The organism is Staphylococcus taiwanensis (assembly GCA_020544305.1).
In the GTDB taxonomy this organism is placed as follows: Bacteria; Bacillota; Bacilli; order Staphylococcales; family Staphylococcaceae; genus Staphylococcus; species Staphylococcus taiwanensis.
In genome coordinates, this window is sequence record CP058667.1 from 1,220,908 (window position 1) to 1,240,831 (window position 19,924).

Annotated in this window: 18 protein-coding genes, 1 pseudogene and 2 other annotated features; of the genes and pseudogenes, 16 read left to right on the forward strand and 3 right to left on the reverse strand. The window is 32.0% G+C overall.

The genetic code is table 11. The annotated features are described in order from the left end of the window. The first annotated feature begins 26 nt into the window (after window positions 1–26). Window positions 27–154 (forward strand) — a sequence feature (ribosomal protein L20 leader region). Window positions 155–177: 23 nt separating this feature from the next. From infC to clpX, 7 genes are all read left to right on the forward strand, one after another. Further along, window positions 178–705: a translation initiation factor IF-3 gene (gene infC, locus HYI43_05760; protein ID UDI78067.1), complete on the forward strand. Its 528-nt coding sequence runs from the start codon at window positions 178–180 to the stop codon at window positions 703–705. Window positions 706–732: 27 nt separating this feature from the next. After that, complete coding sequence (gene rpmI, locus HYI43_05765) at window positions 733–933, forward strand: 50S ribosomal protein L35 (protein ID UDI78068.1); 201 nt, start codon at window positions 733–735, stop codon at window positions 931–933. A 54-nt stretch (window positions 934–987) separates the two neighbouring features. Then, window positions 988–1,344, forward strand: coding sequence for a 50S ribosomal protein L20 (gene rplT / locus HYI43_05770; protein UDI78069.1), 357 nt, complete (start codon window positions 988–990; stop codon window positions 1,342–1,344). 201 nt (window positions 1,345–1,545) lie between these two features. Further along, window positions 1,546–2,157 (forward strand): NUDIX domain-containing protein, encoded by a 612-nt coding sequence (locus HYI43_05775; GenBank protein UDI78070.1) that lies wholly within the window; start codon window positions 1,546–1,548, stop codon window positions 2,155–2,157. 13 nt (window positions 2,158–2,170) lie between these two features. Then, complete coding sequence (locus HYI43_05780) at window positions 2,171–3,094, forward strand: hypothetical protein (GenBank protein ID UDI78071.1); 924 nt, start codon at window positions 2,171–2,173, stop codon at window positions 3,092–3,094. Window positions 3,095–3,257: 163 nt separating this feature from the next. Continuing rightward, window positions 3,258–4,562, forward strand: a complete 1,305-nt coding sequence (locus HYI43_05785; protein UDI78072.1) for a trigger factor — start codon at window positions 3,258–3,260, stop codon at window positions 4,560–4,562. A 157-nt stretch (window positions 4,563–4,719) separates the two neighbouring features. Then, window positions 4,720–5,982: an ATP-dependent Clp protease ATP-binding subunit ClpX gene (gene clpX / locus HYI43_05790; protein ID UDI78073.1), complete on the forward strand. Its 1,263-nt coding sequence runs from the start codon at window positions 4,720–4,722 to the stop codon at window positions 5,980–5,982. A 427-nt stretch (window positions 5,983–6,409) separates the two neighbouring features. On the opposite strand, the pseudogene HYI43_05795 reads toward clpX, so the two are convergent. After that, window positions 6,410–7,486 (reverse strand): annotated as a pseudogene (locus HYI43_05795) (IS110 family transposase). After that, window positions 7,420–7,608 carry a hypothetical protein gene (locus tag HYI43_05800; GenBank protein UDI78074.1) on the reverse strand — a complete coding sequence of 63 codons (189 nt, stop codon included), beginning with the start codon at window positions 7,606–7,608 and terminating at the stop codon, window positions 7,420–7,422. Before HYI43_05800 ends, HYI43_05795 begins: the two are co-directional and overlap by 67 nt. Before the next feature lie 573 nt (window positions 7,609–8,181). Here HYI43_05800 and HYI43_05805 point away from each other — a divergent pair. The 8 genes from HYI43_05805 (at window position 8,182) to HYI43_05840 (ending at window position 16,331) form a co-directional block, all read left to right on the forward strand. Continuing rightward, window positions 8,182–8,769: a YihA family ribosome biogenesis GTP-binding protein gene (locus HYI43_05805; protein UDI78075.1), complete on the forward strand. Its 588-nt coding sequence runs from the start codon at window positions 8,182–8,184 to the stop codon at window positions 8,767–8,769. Window positions 8,770–8,940: 171 nt separating this feature from the next. Next, window positions 8,941–10,287: a glutamyl-tRNA reductase gene (locus HYI43_05810; GenBank protein UDI78076.1), complete on the forward strand. Its 1,347-nt coding sequence runs from the start codon at window positions 8,941–8,943 to the stop codon at window positions 10,285–10,287. 21 nt (window positions 10,288–10,308) lie between these two features. Then, window positions 10,309–11,121, forward strand: a complete 813-nt coding sequence (gene ccsA, locus HYI43_05815) for a cytochrome c biogenesis protein CcsA (protein UDI78077.1) — start codon at window positions 10,309–10,311, stop codon at window positions 11,119–11,121. Window positions 11,122–11,149: 28 nt separating this feature from the next. Beyond that, the gene (hemC, locus tag HYI43_05820) at window positions 11,150–12,082 is read left to right on the forward strand and encodes a hydroxymethylbilane synthase (protein UDI78078.1); all 933 of its coding nucleotides are present in this window, start codon (window positions 11,150–11,152) and stop codon (window positions 12,080–12,082) included. 28 nt (window positions 12,083–12,110) lie between these two features. Further along, window positions 12,111–12,782 (forward strand): uroporphyrinogen-III synthase, encoded by a 672-nt coding sequence (locus tag HYI43_05825; protein ID UDI78079.1) that lies wholly within the window; start codon window positions 12,111–12,113, stop codon window positions 12,780–12,782. After that, window positions 12,782–13,756, forward strand: a complete 975-nt coding sequence (gene hemB, locus HYI43_05830; protein UDI78080.1) for a porphobilinogen synthase — start codon at window positions 12,782–12,784, stop codon at window positions 13,754–13,756. The genes HYI43_05825 and hemB overlap by 1 nt, the downstream gene beginning before the upstream one ends. A 25-nt stretch (window positions 13,757–13,781) precedes the next feature. Further along, window positions 13,782–15,065, forward strand: coding sequence for a glutamate-1-semialdehyde 2,1-aminomutase (hemL, locus tag HYI43_05835; GenBank protein UDI78081.1), 1,284 nt, complete (start codon window positions 13,782–13,784; stop codon window positions 15,063–15,065). A 204-nt stretch (window positions 15,066–15,269) separates the two neighbouring features. Then, window positions 15,270–16,331, forward strand: coding sequence for an AbrB family transcriptional regulator (locus HYI43_05840; protein UDI78082.1), 1,062 nt, complete (start codon window positions 15,270–15,272; stop codon window positions 16,329–16,331). 83 nt (window positions 16,332–16,414) lie between these two features. Here HYI43_05840 and HYI43_05845 read toward each other — a convergent pair whose 3' ends face one another. Then, window positions 16,415–16,972, reverse strand: coding sequence for a DNA-3-methyladenine glycosylase I (locus HYI43_05845; GenBank protein UDI78083.1), 558 nt, complete (start codon window positions 16,970–16,972; stop codon window positions 16,415–16,417). A gap of 56 nt (window positions 16,973–17,028) precedes the next feature. Beyond that, window positions 17,029–17,250, forward strand: a binding site (T-box leader). 41 nt (window positions 17,251–17,291) lie between these two features. Between HYI43_05845 and HYI43_05850 the strand changes: the two genes are divergently transcribed. Then, entirely contained in the window at window positions 17,292–19,922 is a 2,631-nt protein-coding gene (locus tag HYI43_05850) for a valine--tRNA ligase (protein UDI78084.1), read from the forward strand. Window positions 19,923–19,924: the final 2 nt, after the last annotated feature.

Sequence of the window (19,924 nt, forward strand, 5' to 3'; positions counted from 1 at the left end):
TATGATTAATGACGTTGAATACGAAACGAACCAAGTAGAAACACCCGTTTCTCACCTGTAGCGACGCTAAGTGCAGTTGGCAGGTTAATCATGTCACACATTCTATGTGTATGAGTAAAGAGCGGGCATTCTATGCTCGCTCTTTTTGCTTGGGAAAATTTCGTAAAATTTTGGGAGGTGTCAACCATAGCAAAAGATCAAACGCAAGTTAACGAAAAGATTCGCGCTAAGGAATTACGTTTAATTGGCCAAAATGGTGACCAAATTGGTGTTAAATCAAAACGTGAAGCATTAGAAATGGCTGAACGTGTTGAGTTAGATTTAGTAGTTGTAGCACCAAATGCTAAACCACCTGTTGCAAGAATTATGGATTATGGTAAATACAAATTTGAACAACAGAAAAAAGAAAAAGAAATGAAAAAGAAACAAAAAGTCATCAATGTTAAAGAAATTCGCTTAAGTCCAACGATTGAGGAACACGATTTCCAAACTAAGTTGAAAAATGGTCGTAAATTCTTAGATAAAGGCGACAAATGTAAAGTTTCTATTCGTTTCAGAGGTCGTGCGATTACGCATAAAGAAATTGGTCAACGTGTCTTAGAAAAATTTGCTGACGAATGTAAAGATATTGCCACTGTTGAACAAAGACCAAAAATGGAAGGGCGTCAAATGTTTATTCTATTAGCGCCTGTAAACGAAAAATAATTAATATTTAGTAGGAGGAAATGCATCATGCCAAAAATGAAAACTCACCGTGGAGCAGCTAAACGTGTTAAAAGAACTGGTTCAGGTCAATTAAAACGTTCAAGAGCTTTCACATCTCACTTATTTGCAAATAAAAGTACTAAACAAAAACGTAAATTACGTAAAGCTCAATTAGTTTCTAAGAGCGATATGAAACGAGTAAAACAATTATTAGCTTATAAAAAATAATTGTAACTATTAAATGAACGATAATAAATTGTTATTTCTAAGGAGGAATTTAATATGCCACGAGTTAAAGGTGGAACAGTAACAAGAGCACGTCGTAAAAAAACGATTAAATTAGCTAAAGGTTACTTCGGTGCTAAACACACATTATATAAAGTAGCAAAACAACAAGTAATGAAATCAGGACAATACGCTTTCCGCGACCGTCGTCAACGTAAACGTGATTTCCGTAAATTATGGATTACACGTATTAATGCGGCAGCTCGTAAACATGATATCAGCTATTCAAGATTAATGAATGGTTTGAAAAAAGCTGATATTAATATCAACCGTAAAATGTTATCTGAAGTAGCTATTTCAGATGATAAAGCATTTGCTGAATTAGTATCTAAAGCTAAAGATGCTTTAAAATAATTATATAAATAATAAGATGGGATATATTGAGTATATTTTTTCATCTTATTGTATTTAAAATGATGGCTATTTATAGTCATCTTTTTTTGTTTTAAATGTATTATAAACGAAATCTTGTAATCTAGATATATGATTGATTGTTGTTCAATAATATAGTTTGATAAAATACATAATAAGAATAAATTTAATAAGGAGTTAAATATGTCCAAATTTGATGAACAAATTATAGTAGTTCCAAGAAAAATACTTTTCGAAAATGAATCAAATGCATTTAATGGATTCTTATCAAAAAATGATGCACAAGGTGAATCTATATTTAATACATTTTCCGAATACGAAGTTAAACGTCGAGGTGACATGGAAGAAGATCCTTCTTATAAACAATTAATCTCTTATTGTTTGCTTGAAAATGAAAAAAATGAATTATTAGTTTATAAGCGCTTAAGTGGTGGAGGAGAATCTCGTTTACATGGTCAATCATCTATAGGTGTTGGTGGTCACATGAACGATGTCGTTGGAGCTGGTTCGATAAATGAAATATTACGAGTGAATGCGCAAAGAGAACTTGAGGAGGAAGTTGGCTTATCAGAAGCTGATTCTCAAAATATGGAGTATATCGGTTTTATTAATGATGATACTAATGAAGTTGGAGAAGTACATATCGGAGTGGTATTTAAGATAAAAGTAAATTCTAATGATGTTGAAGTTCGAGAAACTGATACTTTAAAAATTCAATGGATTGAAAAAGAATTAATTGATGATTACGATAGTTTTGAAACGTGGAGTGCATTGATTTTAAAAGACTTAAAATAGAGGGGGTATAAATTTGTCAGATATCATCCCTTTCCCTAAATCTCAGCAAAAATTATATAATGATATTTTAAAAAACGAGAATCTTAATAATTACAACACTTTATATCAATTGTTTGAGGAATATGAATCACAATTTGAACTAGATGATAAACTTTCTTTAATTAAATGTGAAATGTTATATCATTTACTATCATTTTTAGAATTAAGAGAAGAAGCAATTATATTACTTAAACAAGGTCTTCAATATTATGATGACTTGATGTTGTATTATATCAAAGCATTAAACGGATTAGGTCAATATTATGAGGCTGTCGAGGTAGTTGATCAAATTATAGACGAAGTTAAAAGTCATAAAACTAGAATGGCACTATATCCAATTAGAGAATATGCACAATCTCAGTTGAATGAAGATAAACATATGACTAGCCAAGCCTTAGCGCAATTTAATACTCTAAATTTAAATGAACAAACTAGATTGATTTTAAAATTAATTGACAATGGTCATTATGAATTTAAAGATACTATAGCATTTTTGATTGTGCACGAAGCCAAAGCTAAAAATTTACAAAGTTTAATGCTAGAATATTTAAGATTTGCCGAATACAATCAATCAATTACGATTACAAAATATGGCCATACTATTACTGTTAATCCCATGCAATTAAAAGGGTTGGAATATACAGATTTAAAAACTCAAGTCGTACCAGATGTATTAGAAAGATTAGATGAAGGTGCGATACACATTTCTGATGAAGCCAATCACGTTATGAATAATCATGCGATATTGCTTTATCCTCTCAAAATTTTCGAATTATATAGTAAAAACGAATGGATTTCAGCATATGATGTTTATTTTAAATCGATGATTGGTATACACAATAGTGAAGCTAATCAAGATTTATTAGACTTTATCTATGTGTTAGATGGTCAAATTTGAGCAAATCAGTTTAATTTAATATTTAATTTAGGTAAAGTATGGTTATTAGTTCGTAAATTTTAAGAGTTACAAACCCTTGAAAAGTCTGTTTGTGTCCGTATAGGACGTGTGCTATAATAGGGAAGTTGAAAAAATAAAAATGTAATCATGGAGGTATTTATACATGACAGCAACTTGGGAAAAAAAGGAAGGTAACGAAGGATTATTAAAAGTTACAGTTCCAGCAGAAAAAGTAGACAAAGCATTAGATCAAGCATTTAAAAAAGTAGTTAAACAAATTAACGTGCCTGGTTTCCGTAAAGGTAAAGTGCCTCGTCCAATTTTTGAACAACGTTTCGGCGTTGAAGCATTATATCAAGATGCAGTAGATATTCTTTTACCTGAAGCATATGGTGAAGCTATTGATGAGACTGGTATTAATCCAGTGGCTCAACCAGAAATCAATGTAACTCAAATTGAAAAAGGTAAAGATTTTGAATTTGAAGCTACTGTAACAGTTGAACCAGAAGTTCAATTGGGTGATTACAAAGGTCTTGAAATTGAAAAGCAAGATTCAGAATTAACTGATGAAGACTTACAAGAAGCAATTGATCATAGTTTAGGTCACTTAGCTGACATGGTTGTTAAAGAAGATGGTGCTGTTGAAAACGGTGATACAGTAAATATTGACTTTGATGGCTATGTAGACGGTGAACAATTCGAAGGTGGACAAGCTGATGGATATGATTTAGAAATCGGTTCAGGTTCATTCATTCCAGGATTTGAAGATCAATTAGTTGGTGTTAAAACTGGCGAAGAAAAAGACGTAGTTGTCACTTTCCCAGAAGAATACCATGCTGAAGAATTAGCCGGAAAAGAAGCGACTTTCAAAACTAAAGTTAATGAAATTAAATATAAAGAAGTTCCAGAATTAGACGATGAAATCGCTAATGAATTAGATTCAGATGCTAACTCAGTAGATGAATATAAAGAAAACTTACGTAAACGTTTATCTGAACAAAAAGCTGAAGAAGCTGAAAACGTTGAAAAAGAAGAAGCTATCAATAAAGCTACTGACAATGTAACAATTGATATTCCTCAAGCTATGATTGACACTGAACTAGATCGTATGGTTCAAGAATTCGGTCAAAGAATTCAACAACAAGGTTTAGATTTACAAACTTACTTCCAAATCTCAGGTCAAGATGAGTCTCAATTAAGAGAACAAATGAAAGATGACGCTGAGCAAAGAATCAAAACTAACTTAACTTTATCTGCGATCGCTGATAAAGAAAATATCGAAGCTACAGATGAAGATATTGATAAAGAGTTAGAAAAAATGAGTAAGCAATTCAACATTTCTGTTGAAGATATTAAAAATACTTTAGGTAATACTGACATCATCAAAAATGATGTACGTATTCAAAAAGTAATTGATTTATTAAGAGACAATGCTAAATATGTTGAATCAACTAAAGAAGCTAAATAATTAATTGGTCAAATTAATAAAATGAAAATTTAAAGTAGCAGGTACATCAACACATGTAGCCTGCTACTCTATGTTTTAAGCATTTTAGTTGTTAACCGTGAATTTGCATTGTAAAATGCTTTCTAGTATAGTCGTTTAAGAATAGAGGTGTGAATGAATGTTTAAATTCAATGAAGATGAAGAAAATTTAAAATGTTCTTTCTGTGGTAAGGATCAAGATCAAGTTAAGAAATTGGTTGCAGGAAGTGGCGTATATATATGTAATGAGTGTATTGAATTATGTTCAGAAATTGTAGAAGAAGAGTTAGCACAAACTACTTCTGAAGAATTTACTGACTTACCTACACCTAAAGAAATCATGGATCATTTAAATGAGTACGTGATTGGCCAAGAAAAAGCAAAAAAATCATTAGCAGTTGCAGTTTATAATCATTATAAACGTATTCAACAGTTAGGCCCTAATGAAGATGAAGTAGAACTTCAGAAAAGTAATATAGCATTAATAGGACCAACAGGTAGTGGTAAAACGTTATTAGCGCAAACATTAGCTAAAACATTAAATGTTCCATTTGCGATTGCAGATGCTACAAGTTTAACGGAAGCTGGTTATGTTGGCGATGATGTTGAAAATATTTTACTAAGATTAATACAAGCTGCAGACTTTGATATTGATAAAGCCGAAAAAGGTATTATTTATGTCGATGAAATTGATAAAATTGCTAGAAAATCTGAAAACACTTCAATAACACGTGATGTTTCTGGTGAAGGTGTACAACAAGCCTTACTAAAAATATTAGAAGGTACAACAGCAAGTGTGCCGCCTCAAGGTGGACGTAAACATCCGAACCAAGAATTAATTCAAATAGATACTACTAATATCCTATTTATTCTAGGTGGTGCTTTTGATGGTATCGATGAAGTGATTAAACGTCGTTTAGGTGAAAAGGTTATAGGATTTGCTAGTAATGAAGCTGATAAATATGATGAAGAAGCTTTACTTGAACAAATTCGTCCAGAAGATTTGCAATCATATGGCTTAATTCCTGAATTTATTGGTCGTGTACCAATCGTAGCCAATTTAGAAACTTTAGATGTTGAAGCACTTAAAAACATTTTAACTCAACCTAAAAATGCATTAGTTAAACAATATACAAAAATGCTAGAGTTAGACAATGTTGAACTTGAATTTACAGAAGCAGCTTTAGCTGCAGTAAGTGAAAAAGCTATCGAGCGTAAAACAGGTGCTCGTGGACTTCGCTCAATCATAGAAGAAGCATTAATTGATATTATGTATGATGTACCTTCTTCTGAAGATGTTTCTAAAGTTGTTATTACTGAAGAAACGATTAATGATGAAGTAGACCCTGAATTATATGATTCAGAGGGTAACTTACTTAACGATAGTAAAACATCTGCGTAATAATAAGTCTTAGACAATTAAGTTCTTAGAAAAGTAGAAACATACTAAGATTAGCTGTGAAGAGATCTATGACGATAGATTTCTTCATAGCTATTTTTTATAGTTGTAGAGAGCCTGGGACAAAAATAATATGATGATGCTATTTTGCAAATTCGCAGTAGCTGACTGAACTGAACAGGCGCTTAAATCAAGCTTTTTCCAGTTCTAGTCATCTTTGCGGGCGGGGCCCCAACAAAGAGAATTTCACTAAGAAATTCTACAAGCAAAGCAAGTTGGGAGTGGGACAACGAATTTAAAAAGAATACTATCCCACTCCCTTTCCTACGATTAGTCAAGTATTTAAAAATAAAATAAGCATTACTTAACTAAACCGTTCAATTTTAATTTTTTGAATAAGGTGTTAAACTATATTTGATTGTACGTTTGGCTAATGTGGGGACATTTGATAATCGTACAATTTCTGATTCATTATCAGATAATGAATCGTTTTTAATAGTCGATTTATACAAGCGATGATGGCAGTCTTATGAGATTTCTCATTAGGCTGCTTTCTTAGTTTGTAGTAATAATCGACGATATGATTATCATAGTTACGCTGGCCCCGTATAATATTCATCACTATCCAAAATAATAATTGTCTAGCTTTTTTATTTCCCCGCTTATTAATTGTATCTCTATAATGAGTGCTACCGGATTGATATCGTTTGATATCAATACCTACATAAGCATTTAATTGTTTGTTTGTCTTAAAGTGAGTAATATCTCCTAATTCTCCGATTAACATAGCTGCTGTTAATTCTCCAATACCAGGAATAGATTGTATAATTTTATAACATTCCAATTCTTGTGCCAGTTCAATCATTTCCTTATCTAATTGGAACAACTGTTCTATAGAATCTTTTAATTGTTGAATCAATAATTGAACTTTTTTCACTAAAAAGGAAGAAGCTTTAACACTTGGATAGCTTTCATGTGCTATTTTAAATAATTTTTTAGCTTAGTTTCCTGCTTTTCGAGTAGATAACCCTTTCTCTGTAGAATTAAAAATATTTGAGATTAAAGTATCTTTATCTTGTTGTTGAACAAAACTAGGATGTGAATAAATTTTTGCGATATTGAGAGCAATCATTGAATAGCGACTTTTAAATAATTTTTCTAAACCTGGAAAAGTTTGATGAAGTATTTCGATAATCTGTATTTTTAACCGATTTTGATTTTTTTCGATTTCAAGATGAAATCGAGTACGTTCACGTAATTCAAAGTAAATTTCATCTTTAGTATTTAAACTATTAGTGGATTTTAAAGTGAGTCCTAGGTGCGCTAATTTATGAGCATCAGAGTGATCCGTTTTCCATGACCTTAGAGAATTTGTTTTAAATTTCGCTTCTAATGGGTTCATTTCAATATAATTCACATGGTTAACCTGACAAAATTGAACTATACCTCTTGAATACACACCGGTAGATTCAAATATAAGTTGAGGTTGATTAAGTTTTTTAAGTATTTAAGTAACTGATTATAACCATTTTTATTATTCTGAATTGTAAATTCCTTTTGGAATTTATCTTCAAAATAATGTGCGATGACGCTCGTTCTTTTACTAATATCAATGCCTAAATAATCCACATAATTCCTCCTTAATTGTTTTGAGAAGCTGAAACTTTACTTAAACCTTTCTCATTTCACTTTCCTCTACACGGCTTCAAGAGCCCAACATACTACAAACGAATTTCAAAAGGCGAGAGTAAAGCTGACTCGTTTATAATACGGATTTAAAATCCAAGAGCCCGCACAGTCTACTTCTCTCTACAACTATAAAAAATAGCTGTGAAGAAATCTATCGTCATAAATCTCTTCACAGCTAATCTTAGTATGTTTTTTATTATTTTGTTCATAGGTAGTGCACTGAGCTGTTATAATCTTTATACATATAATGACGAATATTGGTGCGCGCGGGGCCTAGCACAAAGACTTACATATAGAAAATATGCAAGCAGAGCAAGATGTGACGATGCTATAACAAAAATAATTACGAATAGAAATTCTAAAATTTTTGACAGTTGGGTTGATGAACTTAGGTGTTTACACACTTATGTAAGTTGTTTTAAGTTAGATTAAAAAATGAAAACAGTTTTAGAAAAAGTAAAAAGTATATTATAATTAAACAGTTAAATTTAATTGAAAGAAAGAGGATCAATTATGAATGTTAATCCTAATAATATCGATTTAATTATTAGTGCAGTACAAGAAGCACAGTATCCTGAGACTGGTTTGTCTGAAGTCGCATTAAGTGGACGTTCAAATGTAGGTAAGTCATCATTTATCAATAGTATGATTGGTAGGAAAAACATGGCACGTACATCTCAACAACCTGGAAAAACACAAACATTAAATTTCTTCAATATAGATGACCAGTTAATCTTTGTTGATGTTCCTGGTTATGGTTATGCAAAAGTAAGTAAAACTCAGCGAGAAAAATTTGGTAAAATGATTGAAGAATATTTAACTAAGCGTGAGAATTTGAAATTAGTAATACAGCTTGTAGATTTACGACACAATCCTACCGAAGATGATTTATTGATGTATGATTATCTAAAACATTTTGAAATCCCTACTTTAGTGATTTGTACTAAAGAAGATAAAATACCTAAAGGTAAGGTACAAAAACATATCAAAAATATTAAAGAAAAATTAGATTTAGATCCAGATGATACAATAGTGAGTTATTCATCTATTCAAAACACTAAAAAACAACAGATATGGGATTTAATTGAAGCTTATTTATAATAGTTATTATTTATGCCAGCTAACTATGAACTATGATGTCATTTGAATCTATTTCATGGCAAAATTATGACTTCAAATTAGAATCTTTCTAAATTATTTGAGCAATCGACTTAAATTCATATTTCAATGTGTTATACTTGTGTTATTGTTAGTATATGGAGGGCGTTATAAATGCATTTTATTGCTATAAGCATAAATCATCGAACAGCTGATGTAGCACTAAGAGAGCAAGTTGCTTTTAGAGATGATGCCTTGCGATTAGCCCATGAAGATTTATTTGAAACTAAATCTATTTTAGAGAATGTTATATTATCTACATGTAATCGTACTGAAGTATATGCCATCGTTGATCAAATTCATACTGGCCGTTATTATATTCAAAGATTTTTAGCACGTTCATTTGGATTTGAAGTAGATGATATTAAATCAATGTCAGAAGTTAAAGTGGGGGACGAAGCAATAGAACATTTATTGCGTGTCACTTCTGGATTAGATTCAATTGTATTAGGTGAAACTCAGATTCTTGGACAAATGAGAGATGCGTTTTTCTTAGCTCAAGATTCTAATACAACTGGAACGATTTTTAATCATCTATTTAAACAGGCAATTACTTTTGCTAAAAAAGCACATAGTGAAACAGATATAGCAGATAATGCTGTCAGTGTTTCTTATGCTGCCGTTGAATTAGCTAAAAAGGTATTCGGCAAATTAAAAAGTAAACAAGCTGTCATTATTGGTGCAGGGGAAATGAGTGAATTATCACTTTTAAATTTATTAGGAACTGGCATTACAAATATTACAGTTGTTAATAGAACTAAAATTAAAGCAAAAGAGTTAGCTACTAAACATAATGTGAATTATGATAATCTTGAGTCATTACCAACTCTATTAGCCAATGCTGATATTGTAATTAGTTCAACAAGTTCACCAGACTTTATAATTACTAAGTCTATGATTGAAAATATCAGTTTACACAGAAAAACTAAATCATTGTTATTAGTTGATATTGCTGTTCCTAGAGACATTGAACCAGGTAGTGATATCAGCGAAGATATATTTAGTTATGATGTTGATGATCTTAAAGGATTAGTTGATGCAAATTTACGTGAACGTCAAATGGCTGCAGACTTAATAGCTGGACAAATTCCTAATGAAATTCAAGCACATAATGAATGGGTTAATATGTTAGGTGTTGTACCAGTTATTAGAGCTTTACGTGAAAAAGCAATGACAATTCAATCAGAAACAATGGAAAGTATAGATAGAAAACTTCCAAATCTATCAGATAGAGAACGTACAGTTATCTCTAAACATACTAAAAGTATTATCAATCAAATGTTGAAAGATCCGATTAAACAGGCTAAAGAATTGAGTAATGACAAGAAAAGTAATGAAAAATTAGAGCTATTTCAAAACATATTTGATATTGAAGCTGAAGATTTTTACGAAGACGTCAAGGTTCGTAAAGCTCAAAAAGAGAAAGAAGCATCTATTCGACATATCTTTAGTTTTGAATAAGCATATTAATATGGTGATAATATGCAAGAAACCCTGTTTATTAGATTTCATGAAATTATATTAATCATATATTTAATAAGTATTCTCTGTTACTTTATTGATTTTGTGAGAAAAAGTCATAAAATAAGAGAATTAGGAATTTACACTCTAGGGATTGTTTGGATATTACAAACAATCTCTTTGTCTGTTTATATTACTTCACATAATCAAATTCCACTAAGTTCTTTATTTGACGTGTTTTTCTTTTTATCTTGGATAATTATATCTATATCCTTGATTTTAAATGTAGTTAAAATGTTGAGTTTTTCTGTATTCTTTTTAAATGTCATTGGTTTTATATTACTTATGATGAATACATTTCAACCTGAACATTATACTACAAATATTCAAAGAGTGGCAGTGATTAATGAATTGCTGTTAGTGCATATTGGCCTAGCTGTGTTAAGTTACGCATTATTTGCATTAGCATTTGTGAATTCATTATTATATATTATTCAATACCGTAATTTAAGAGAGAAAAATTTTGACCAAAAGTATTTTAGAATTGGTAGTGTAGCATCATTAGAAGCTATTGTTTTTTATGCTTCATTAAGCGGTTTTATCATCTTAATTTTAAGCGTAATATTAGGAGCCCAATGGGGTGTGTATGCTATAGGTAGTAGTATTTTTACAGATCCTAAAGTAATACTATCTACGGTAATTTCTATATTTTATGCTATTTATTTATTAAGCCGTATCAATAATTGGTTCAAATCAATTTATTTAATTTACTTTAACATTGTGTTATTTTGCTTATGTATGGTCAATTTATTTTTTACAACGCATTTCACTTAATTTTAAATGGCATTAGGAGGCAACTTATATGCGTAAATTAGTTGTAGGCTCACGAAGAAGTAAGCTTGCTTTAACTCAAAGCCAACAATTTATCGATAAATTAAAAAAAGTCGATCCAACTTTAGATATAGAAATAAAGGAAATTGTAACTAAAGGTGATCGAATAGTTGATAAACAATTGTCCAAAGTTGGTGGCAAGGGATTATTTGTTAAAGAAATTCAACATGAACTGTTTAATAAAGATATAGACATGGCAATTCATTCTTTAAAGGATGTACCAAGTATTATTCCTGAGGGCCTAACACTAGGCTGCATTCCAGATAGAGAAGTACCTTTTGATGCATATATTTCTAAGAATCATATACCTTTAAATGAATTACCAGATGGTAGTATTGTCGGAACAAGCTCACTTAGACGTGGTGCTCAAATATTGTCTAGATATCCTAACCTTGAGATTAAATGGATTCGAGGCAACATTGATACAAGATTGCATAAATTGGAAACAGAAGATTATGATGCAATCATTTTAGCAGCTGCTGGACTAAGACGCATGGGATGGTCTGATGATATTGTTACGACCTATTTAGATAAAGATGTGTTATTGCCTGCTATAGGTCAAGGTGCACTAGGCATTGAATGTCGAAGTGATGACGTTGAACTACTTGATTTATTAAAGAAAGTTCATAATAAACAAGTAGCTGATTGTGTAACTGCTGAACGAACTTTCCTTGCAGCAATGGATGGTAGTTGCCAGGTGCCAATTGGAGGATATGCTACAAATAATGATAAAGGAGAGATTGAGTTTACAGGTTTAATCATGACTCCTGATGGACAAGAAAGATATGAGCATACTGAAATTGGAAAAGATCCTGTTGAATTAGGTAATAAAGTTAGTGAAGTTTTAAAAGAGCAAGGTGCATATGAAATAATAAGAAAGCTAAATGAATCACAACCACATTAATACCAAATTTATAGAGGTGTAATGATAAATGAAACCAGTTGTAGTTATGACGCAAACGAGTAAAATACGAAGTGATTTAGTGGAGATTGTACATAAACCATTTATCCGTATTCAATCACTTGAATTTGATACTCAAATTTTGCAACATAGCTATGACTGGCTTATTTTATCTTCAAAAAATGCTGTTAGTATATTTTATGATTATTTATCTTTAGTCAAGATTAAATATATTGCGGCAATTGGTATTAAAACCGCTAAGTTATGTGAAGAATTAGGCATCAAAGTAGATTTTGTGCCTGATGATTATTCGCAAGAAGGGCTTTTAGAAAATTTAAATTTAAATAATCAATCAATTTTGATACCTAGCAGTGCTATGGCTAGACCTAAGTTAGAACATGAACTTTCTCAGAATAATCATGTCAGAAAAATTGATTTATATAAGCCAGTTGCTAACCATAAAAACATCGTAGAAACGATTAAATTAATTGAAAATGGAAAAGTTGATGCACTTACGTTTTCAAGTTCCTCTGCAGTACGTTATTATTTTAATGAAGATATACCTAAAGAATTTGATGATTATTATGCAATCGGTCAACAAACTGCTAATGTTCTCAATCAGTATGGTGCTATTCCAAAGATTGCTGATAAACAAACTTTAGAGTCAATAATTAATAAGATATTAGAAAGTAGGAATATATAATGGAATTCGATAGACACAGAAGATTACGCTCATCAGCGTCAATGCGCAATTTAGTAAGAGAAAATCACGTAAGAAAAGAAGATTTAATTTATCCAATATTTGTAGTTGAAAAAGATAATGTAAAAAGTGAAATTAAATCATTACCTGGCGTTTATCAAATTAGTTTAAATTTATTAGATGATGAAATAAATGAAGCATATCAATTAGGGATTAGAGCTATTATGTTCTTTGGTGTGCCAAATGAAAAGGATGAAGTTGGATCAGGAGCATACGACCACAATGGTATTGTTCAAGAAGCAACACGTAAAGCTAAATCACTACATGAAGATTTATTAATTGTTGCTGATACTTGTTTATGTGAATATACAGACCATGGTCACTGTGGTGTAATTGATGATCATAACCATGATGTGGATAATGATAAATCATTACCGCTATTAGTTAAAACTGCAGTATCTCAAGTTGAAGCTGGTGCTGATATCATTGCACCAAGTAACATGATGGATGGGTTTGTTACAGAGATACGTCATGGCTTAGATGAAGCAGGGTATTATAATGTGCCAATAATGAGTTATGGCATTAAATACGCATCAAGTTTCTTTGGACCATTCAGAGATGCTGCCGATTCTGCACCATCATTTGGTGATAGAAAAACTTATCAAATGGACCCAGCGAATCGCTTAGAAGCCTTACGTGAATTAGAAAGCGACTTAAATGAAGGTGCGGACATGATGATAGTTAAACCAGCATTGAGTTATTTAGATATTGTTCGTGATGTGAAAAATAATACTAATATTCCAGTTATTGCTTATAATGTTAGTGGTGAATATGCAATGACAAAAGCAGCTGCTCAAAATGGTTGGATTGATGAAGAACGTGTTGTAATGGAACAAATGGTGTCAATGAAACGTGCTGGCGCAGATATGATTATCACATATTTTGCTAAAGATATTTGTCGCTATTTAGATAAATAAAATAATTATCAAGGAGGATTTAACAATGGGTTATGAAAAATCACAAGAAGCAATGAAAATTGCTGAGGATTTAATGCCTGGTGGTGTTAACAGTCCGGTGAGAGCTTTTAAATCAGTTGATACACCAGCGATTTTTATGGACCATGCTAAAGGGTCAAGAATTTATGACATCGATGGTAATGAATATATCGATTATGTATTAAGTTGGGGACCTCTGATTTTAGGTCATAAAAATGAGAGAGTAATTAAAAAATTACATGAAGCGGTAGACAAAGGAACAAGTTTTGGTGCTTCAACATTAGAAGAAAATAGACTTGCTGAATTAGTAATTGAACGTGTGCCATCTATTGAAAAAGTTAGAATGGTATCTTCTGGTACTGAAGCTACGTTAGCTGCATTAAGATTGGCTCGTGGATATACAGGACGTAATAAAATCATTAAATTTGAAGGATGTTATCACGGTCATAGTGATTCGCTACTAATTAAAGCTGGTTCAGGTGTAGCCACACTAGGATTGCCAGATTCTCCTGGAGTTCCTGAAGGGACAGCTAAAAATACAATTACGGTGCCATATAATGATCTTGAAGCAATTAAAATTGCATTTGAACATTATGGGGATGATATTGCAGGTATAATTGTTGAACCTGTGGCCGGTAATATGGGTGTAGTACCTCCTAAAGATGGCTTCCTTCAAGGTCTTCGTGATATTACTACAGAATACGGTGCATTGCTTATTTTCGATGAAGTGATGACAGGTTTCCGTGTTGGTTACAATTGTGCCCAAGGATACTTTGGTGTAACGCCTGATATTACTTGTTTAGGAAAAGTAATCGGCGGAGGCTTACCTGTTGGTGCATTTGGTGGTAAAAAAGAAATTATGGACAAAATAGCGCCAGTAGGAAATATTTATCAAGCAGGTACGTTATCAGGCAATCCATTAGCAATGACAAGTGGCTATGAAACTTTAAGCCAATTAACACCTGAATCATATGAGTATTTCCAAGAACTAGGTGATTTATTAGAAGAAGGATTAAAAGAAGTATTTGGTAAACATAATGTGCCGATTACAGTAAATAGAGCTGGTTCAATGATTGGTTACTTCTTAAATAAAGGACCTGTAACTAATTTTGAAGAAGCAAATAAAAGTGATTTAGAACTGTTTAGTAATATGTATCGTGAAATGGCTAAAGAAGGTGTGTTTTTACCACCTTCACAATTTGAAGGGACTTTCTTATCTACTGCACATACTAAGAAAGATATTGAAAAGACAATTCAGGCATTTGATACAGCTTTAAGCCGTATTGTATAATATATTTAAATAGAATGAAGGATGGCTGGGGCAAATATAAGTTGTCTCAGCCTTAATTTACATTAGGAAGTAGTTGACTGATTTGAAAACGTACCTAAAACAATTTTCTGATTTAGTCATGCTTACCGGGTGAGACAGCGAACGTATTATAACTAATTAATATTACTGTGTCATTTCCATTTTGTATGAAAGAAGTGGGCGTAGATGAAGAATAAATGGATTAATAATTTAATTTTATTAATGACTGCCATTGTTATCAGTTTAATTTTATATTTTTCACATGTACTACTACCATTTATGTTCGGTCCAATTATTGCTGCAATCATAGTAATAAAAGTTTTTAAATTAGAGGTTAGATGGCCCTTTTGGTTTAGTCAAATAGGTTTAATACTCTTAGGAGTACAAATAGGCTCTACATTTACAACTAAAGTTATCAATGACATCAAAAATGATTGGTTAACAATTGTTGTAGTTACCGTATTACTCATCATACTGTCATTGTTAATTGCATACTTTTTCAAAAAAATAGCTCGAGTTAATACTGAAACTGCCATTTTGAGTGTTATTCCAGGTGCCTTGAGCCAGATGTTAATTATGGCAGAGGAAAACAAAAAGGCTAATATTTTAGTAGTTAGTTTAACACAAACTTCTAGAGTAATATTTGTAGTCATTTTAGTACCAGTTATTTCATATTTTTTCAGTGGTGGCAGTGGTAATACTCAATCACCGAGTACAGCGCCACCTTTAACTGAGAGATTGGATTTGTTAGAGGTATTGTTTTTAGCGATAGCTATAGCTATCGTCTATATACTAATGTCTAAAATTAATTTCCCTACAAAACAATTATTAGCACCTATTGCTGTTTTAGTGGCATGGAATTTAATTACAACAGAAACATTTACATTAGATAATTATATATTAGCCTCTGCACAAGTGATTTATATGATACGTATTGGCTTACAAATTGCTAATTTATTAGGTGATTTAAAAGGACGAATCGCCGTAGCTATCATTTATCAAAATGTCTTCTTAATTATTGGTGCATTCATTATGGTCTTCATCGTCCATCTATTCACAAACAATTCCGTAAACGAATTATTCTTAGGTGGTGCACCAGGAGGTATGAGTCAAATTGTTTTAGTAGCCATAGCAACTGGGGCAGATGTGGCGATGATTTCAAGTTTTCATATATTTAGAATCTTTTTTATATTGTTTATTGTTGCTCCAACAGTAAGTTTTTTCTTGAAAATGAACATGAAAAAATAAGAGATTTGAAAGTAGAAATCAGTTCAAAGTGACTAGCATTCTACTAACAAATCTCTTTTTTATAAGGTAATAGTCCTTAAATATTACTTATGGGGTTTGGAAGGACAACCTTCTAGATGCGCATCATATAACCCAGCCGCTTCTAAAAATGAAAATACAGTCACAGGTCCTAAAAACTTAAAACCATATTTCTTCAAATCTTTTGATAACTGAGTCGCTCGTTCATCAACCGTAATTCTATCTGATGGTTTTTTATAATGCATATCTATCGGTTGGTCATTAACATAAGACCATAAAAATGTACTAAAGCTACCATAATCTTTTTCAATTTCAAAGTATCCTTTTGCTTGTGACACGATGGCTTCTAATTTTTTTCGATTATGAACAATATTAGGAAATTCCATTAATGAATCAACATCTTCATCAGTCATTTTAACAATTTTTTCTGGATTGAAATCATAAAATGCTTCTTCGTATGAAGATTTCTTTTTCAAAATGGTTAACCATGATAAACCTGCATGTTGAGATTCAAGTGCCATAAGTTTAAATAGCGCTTTGCTATCATAAATGGGTTGTCCCCAAACATTGTCGTGATAATCTAAATAGATTGGATCTTTAGTACCAAAAGCACATTCATTCATAAATATACCTCCAAGTGATTGACTTATAGCGGTTTCCATTATACTATAATTAAGTAATGAAATATATTATTGGGAAGAGTAAGTTTGAATGATAGCACAGAGAGCATATGGTCGGTGTAAATATGTATAACATTCATTCCGAAGGTAGCCCACTTGAACTTTTATTGAACAGTAACTAAGTAGATAAAAGCGTGTTTGAGCGTTAATCATAATTAAGTGCGAGTATATATTTTTATATACTTGAATTTAGGTGGTACCACGGAACATCCGTCCTATTTTTTAGGAAGGGTGTTTTTTTAATTACTAGGAGGTTTAATCTATGAACATGGAGCCTAAATATAACCCGCGTGAAGTAGAAGCGGGAAGATATGAAGAATGGGTTAAAAATGACTATTTCAAGCCCACTGAAGATAAATCAAAAGAAACGTATACAATTGTAATTCCACCACCCAATGTAACTGGTAAATTACATTTAGGTCATGCATGGGATACAACATTGCAAGACATCATTACGCGTATGAAACGAATGCAAGGTTATGATACATTATACTTACCAGGTATGGACCATGCGGGTATTGCTACTCAAGCAAAGGTTGATGCTAAATTAAAAGAACAAGGTATTTCTCGACACGATATAGGCCGTGAAAAGTTCTTAGAACATGCATGGTCATGGAAAGAGGAGTACGCATCATTTATACGCCAACAATGGGCTAAACTAGGTCTTGGCCTTGATTATAGTAGAGAGCGTTTTACTTTAGATGATGGTTTAAGTAAAGCTGTGAAAAAAGTCTTTGTCGATTTATACAATAAAGGGATTATTTATCGTGGGGAACGTATTATTAACTGGGATCCCGAAGCTAGAACGGCATTATCAGATATAGAAGTAATCCATGAGGATGTTCAAGGTCATTTTTATCATTTTAAATATCCATATGCTGATGGTGAAGGGTATATTGAAATTGCTACTACAAGACCAGAAACCATGCTTGGAGATACAGCTATTGTTGTAAACCCTAATGATGAACGTTATAAAGACGTAATTGGTAAAAAAGTAATCCTGCCAATTATTGGACGTGAGTTACCTATATTAGCGGATGAATATGTAGATATTGAATTTGGTAGTGGGGCAATGAAAGTAACGCCGGCACACGATCCAAATGACTTTGAAATTGGTCAACGACATGATTTAGAAAATATCATCGTGATGGATGAAAATGGAAAAATGAATGATAAAGCAGATAAATATGCTGGTTTAGACCGTTTTGAGTGTCGAAAACAATTGGTTGAAGACTTAAAAGCGCAAGATTTAGTTATAAAAATCGAAGAACATATGCATTCAGTTGGACACTCAGAGCGAACTGGTGCAATTGTGGAACCTTATTTATCAACTCAATGGTTTGTTAAGATGAAACCATTAGCGCAACGTGCTTTAGACAATCAAAAAACAGACGACCGTATAGATTTTTATCCACCTCGTTTCGAAAATACGTTTAATAGATGGATGGAAGAAATTAGAGATTGGACAATTTCGCGTCAATTATGGTGGGGACATCAAATTCCAGCGTGGTATCACAAAGAAACGGGTGAAATTTATGTTGGTGAAGAAGCGCCTCAAGATATAGAAAATTGGGACCAAGATGAAGATGTATTGGATACTTGGTTCTCAAGTTCGTTATGGCCGTTCTCAACATTAGGTTGGCCGAATGAAGAAGCAGAAGATTTTAAACGTTATTATCCAACGAATGCACTAGTTACTGGTTATGATATCATCTTCTTCTGGGTTGCTAGAATGATATTCCAAGGGTTAGAATTCACTGATCGACGTCCATTTAACGATGTATTATTACATGGTTTAGTGCGAGCAGAAGATGGACGTAAAATGAGTAAGTCATTGGGCAATGGTGTAGACCCTATGGATGTAATTGAAGAGTACGGTGCGGATAGTTTGAGATACTTCTTAGCTACAGGTTCTTCTCCAGGACATGACTTACGTTATTCTACTGAAAAGGTAGAATCTGTATGGAATTTCATCAATAAAATATGGAATGGTGCTCGTTTTAGTCTTATGAATATTGGTGAAGATTTTAAATTTGAGGATATTGATTTAACAGGAAACCTTTCTTTAGCAGATAAATGGATATTGACACGATTAAATGAAACAATTGAAACTGTAACAAATTTAAGTGAAAAATATGAATTTGGTGAAGTTGGACGTGCACTGTACAACTTTATTTGGGATGAATTCTGTGATTGGTATATTGAAATGAGTAAAATACCAATGAATGGCGAAGATGAAACTCAAAAACAAACTACACGTTCTGTATTAAGTTATACTTTAGATCAAATTATGCGTATGCTACATCCATTTATGCCATTCGTAACAGAAAAAATTTGGCAAAGTCTTCCTCATGAAGGAGAAACAATTGTTAGAGCATCATGGCCTACAGTTAAAGAAGAATTTATCTTTGAAGATAGTAAACAAACAATGCAGCAACTTGTTGAAATTATTAAATCAGTAAGACAATCACGTGTTGAAGTAAATACGCCGTTATCTAAAGCTATTCCAATCTTTATTCAAGCAAAAGATGAAGATATTAAAGCAACATTAAATGAAAATGCGGATTATATTCACAAATTCTGTAATCCAAGTGAATTGACAATAAATACTAACATCGAGATCCCTGAAAAAGCTATGACGACTGTAGTTGTTGCAGGAAAAGTTGTATTACCTTTAGAAGGATTAATCGATATGGACAAAGAAATTGCACGTTTAGAAAAAGAATTAGAGAAATTGCAAAAAGAATTAGACCGTGTTGATAAAAAACTATCTAATGAAAACTTTGTAAATAAGGCACCAGAAAAAGTTATTAATGAAGAAAAAGAAAAGCAACAACGTTATCAAGAAAAATATGATGGTGTCAGAAACAGAATCGAACAATTAAAAGCATAGGA

Coding starts and splice junctions, on each gene's coding strand:
- rplT (UDI78069.1), top strand. CDS start 988: ATGCCACGAGTTAAAGGTGGAACAGTAACAAGAGCACGTCGTAAAAAA.
- hemL (UDI78081.1), top strand. CDS start 13,782: ATGGGTTATGAAAAATCACAAGAAGCAATGAAAATTGCTGAGGATTTA.
- HYI43_05805 (UDI78075.1), top strand. CDS start 8,182: ATGAATGTTAATCCTAATAATATCGATTTAATTATTAGTGCAGTACAA.
- hemB (UDI78080.1), top strand. CDS start 12,782: ATGGAATTCGATAGACACAGAAGATTACGCTCATCAGCGTCAATGCGC.
- ccsA (UDI78077.1), top strand. CDS start 10,309: ATGCAAGAAACCCTGTTTATTAGATTTCATGAAATTATATTAATCATA.
- HYI43_05775 (UDI78070.1), top strand. CDS start 1,546: ATGTCCAAATTTGATGAACAAATTATAGTAGTTCCAAGAAAAATACTT.
- hemC (UDI78078.1), top strand. CDS start 11,150: ATGCGTAAATTAGTTGTAGGCTCACGAAGAAGTAAGCTTGCTTTAACT.
- rpmI (UDI78068.1), top strand. CDS start 733: ATGCCAAAAATGAAAACTCACCGTGGAGCAGCTAAACGTGTTAAAAGA.
- HYI43_05840 (UDI78082.1), top strand. CDS start 15,270: ATGAAGAATAAATGGATTAATAATTTAATTTTATTAATGACTGCCATT.
- HYI43_05845 (UDI78083.1), bottom strand. CDS start 16,972: ATGAATGAATGTGCTTTTGGTACTAAAGATCCAATCTATTTAGATTAT.
- HYI43_05810 (UDI78076.1), top strand. CDS start 8,941: ATGCATTTTATTGCTATAAGCATAAATCATCGAACAGCTGATGTAGCA.
- HYI43_05825 (UDI78079.1), top strand. CDS start 12,111: ATGAAACCAGTTGTAGTTATGACGCAAACGAGTAAAATACGAAGTGAT.
- HYI43_05850 (UDI78084.1), top strand. CDS start 17,292: ATGAACATGGAGCCTAAATATAACCCGCGTGAAGTAGAAGCGGGAAGA.
- clpX (UDI78073.1), top strand. CDS start 4,720: ATGTTTAAATTCAATGAAGATGAAGAAAATTTAAAATGTTCTTTCTGT.
- HYI43_05785 (UDI78072.1), top strand. CDS start 3,258: ATGACAGCAACTTGGGAAAAAAAGGAAGGTAACGAAGGATTATTAAAA.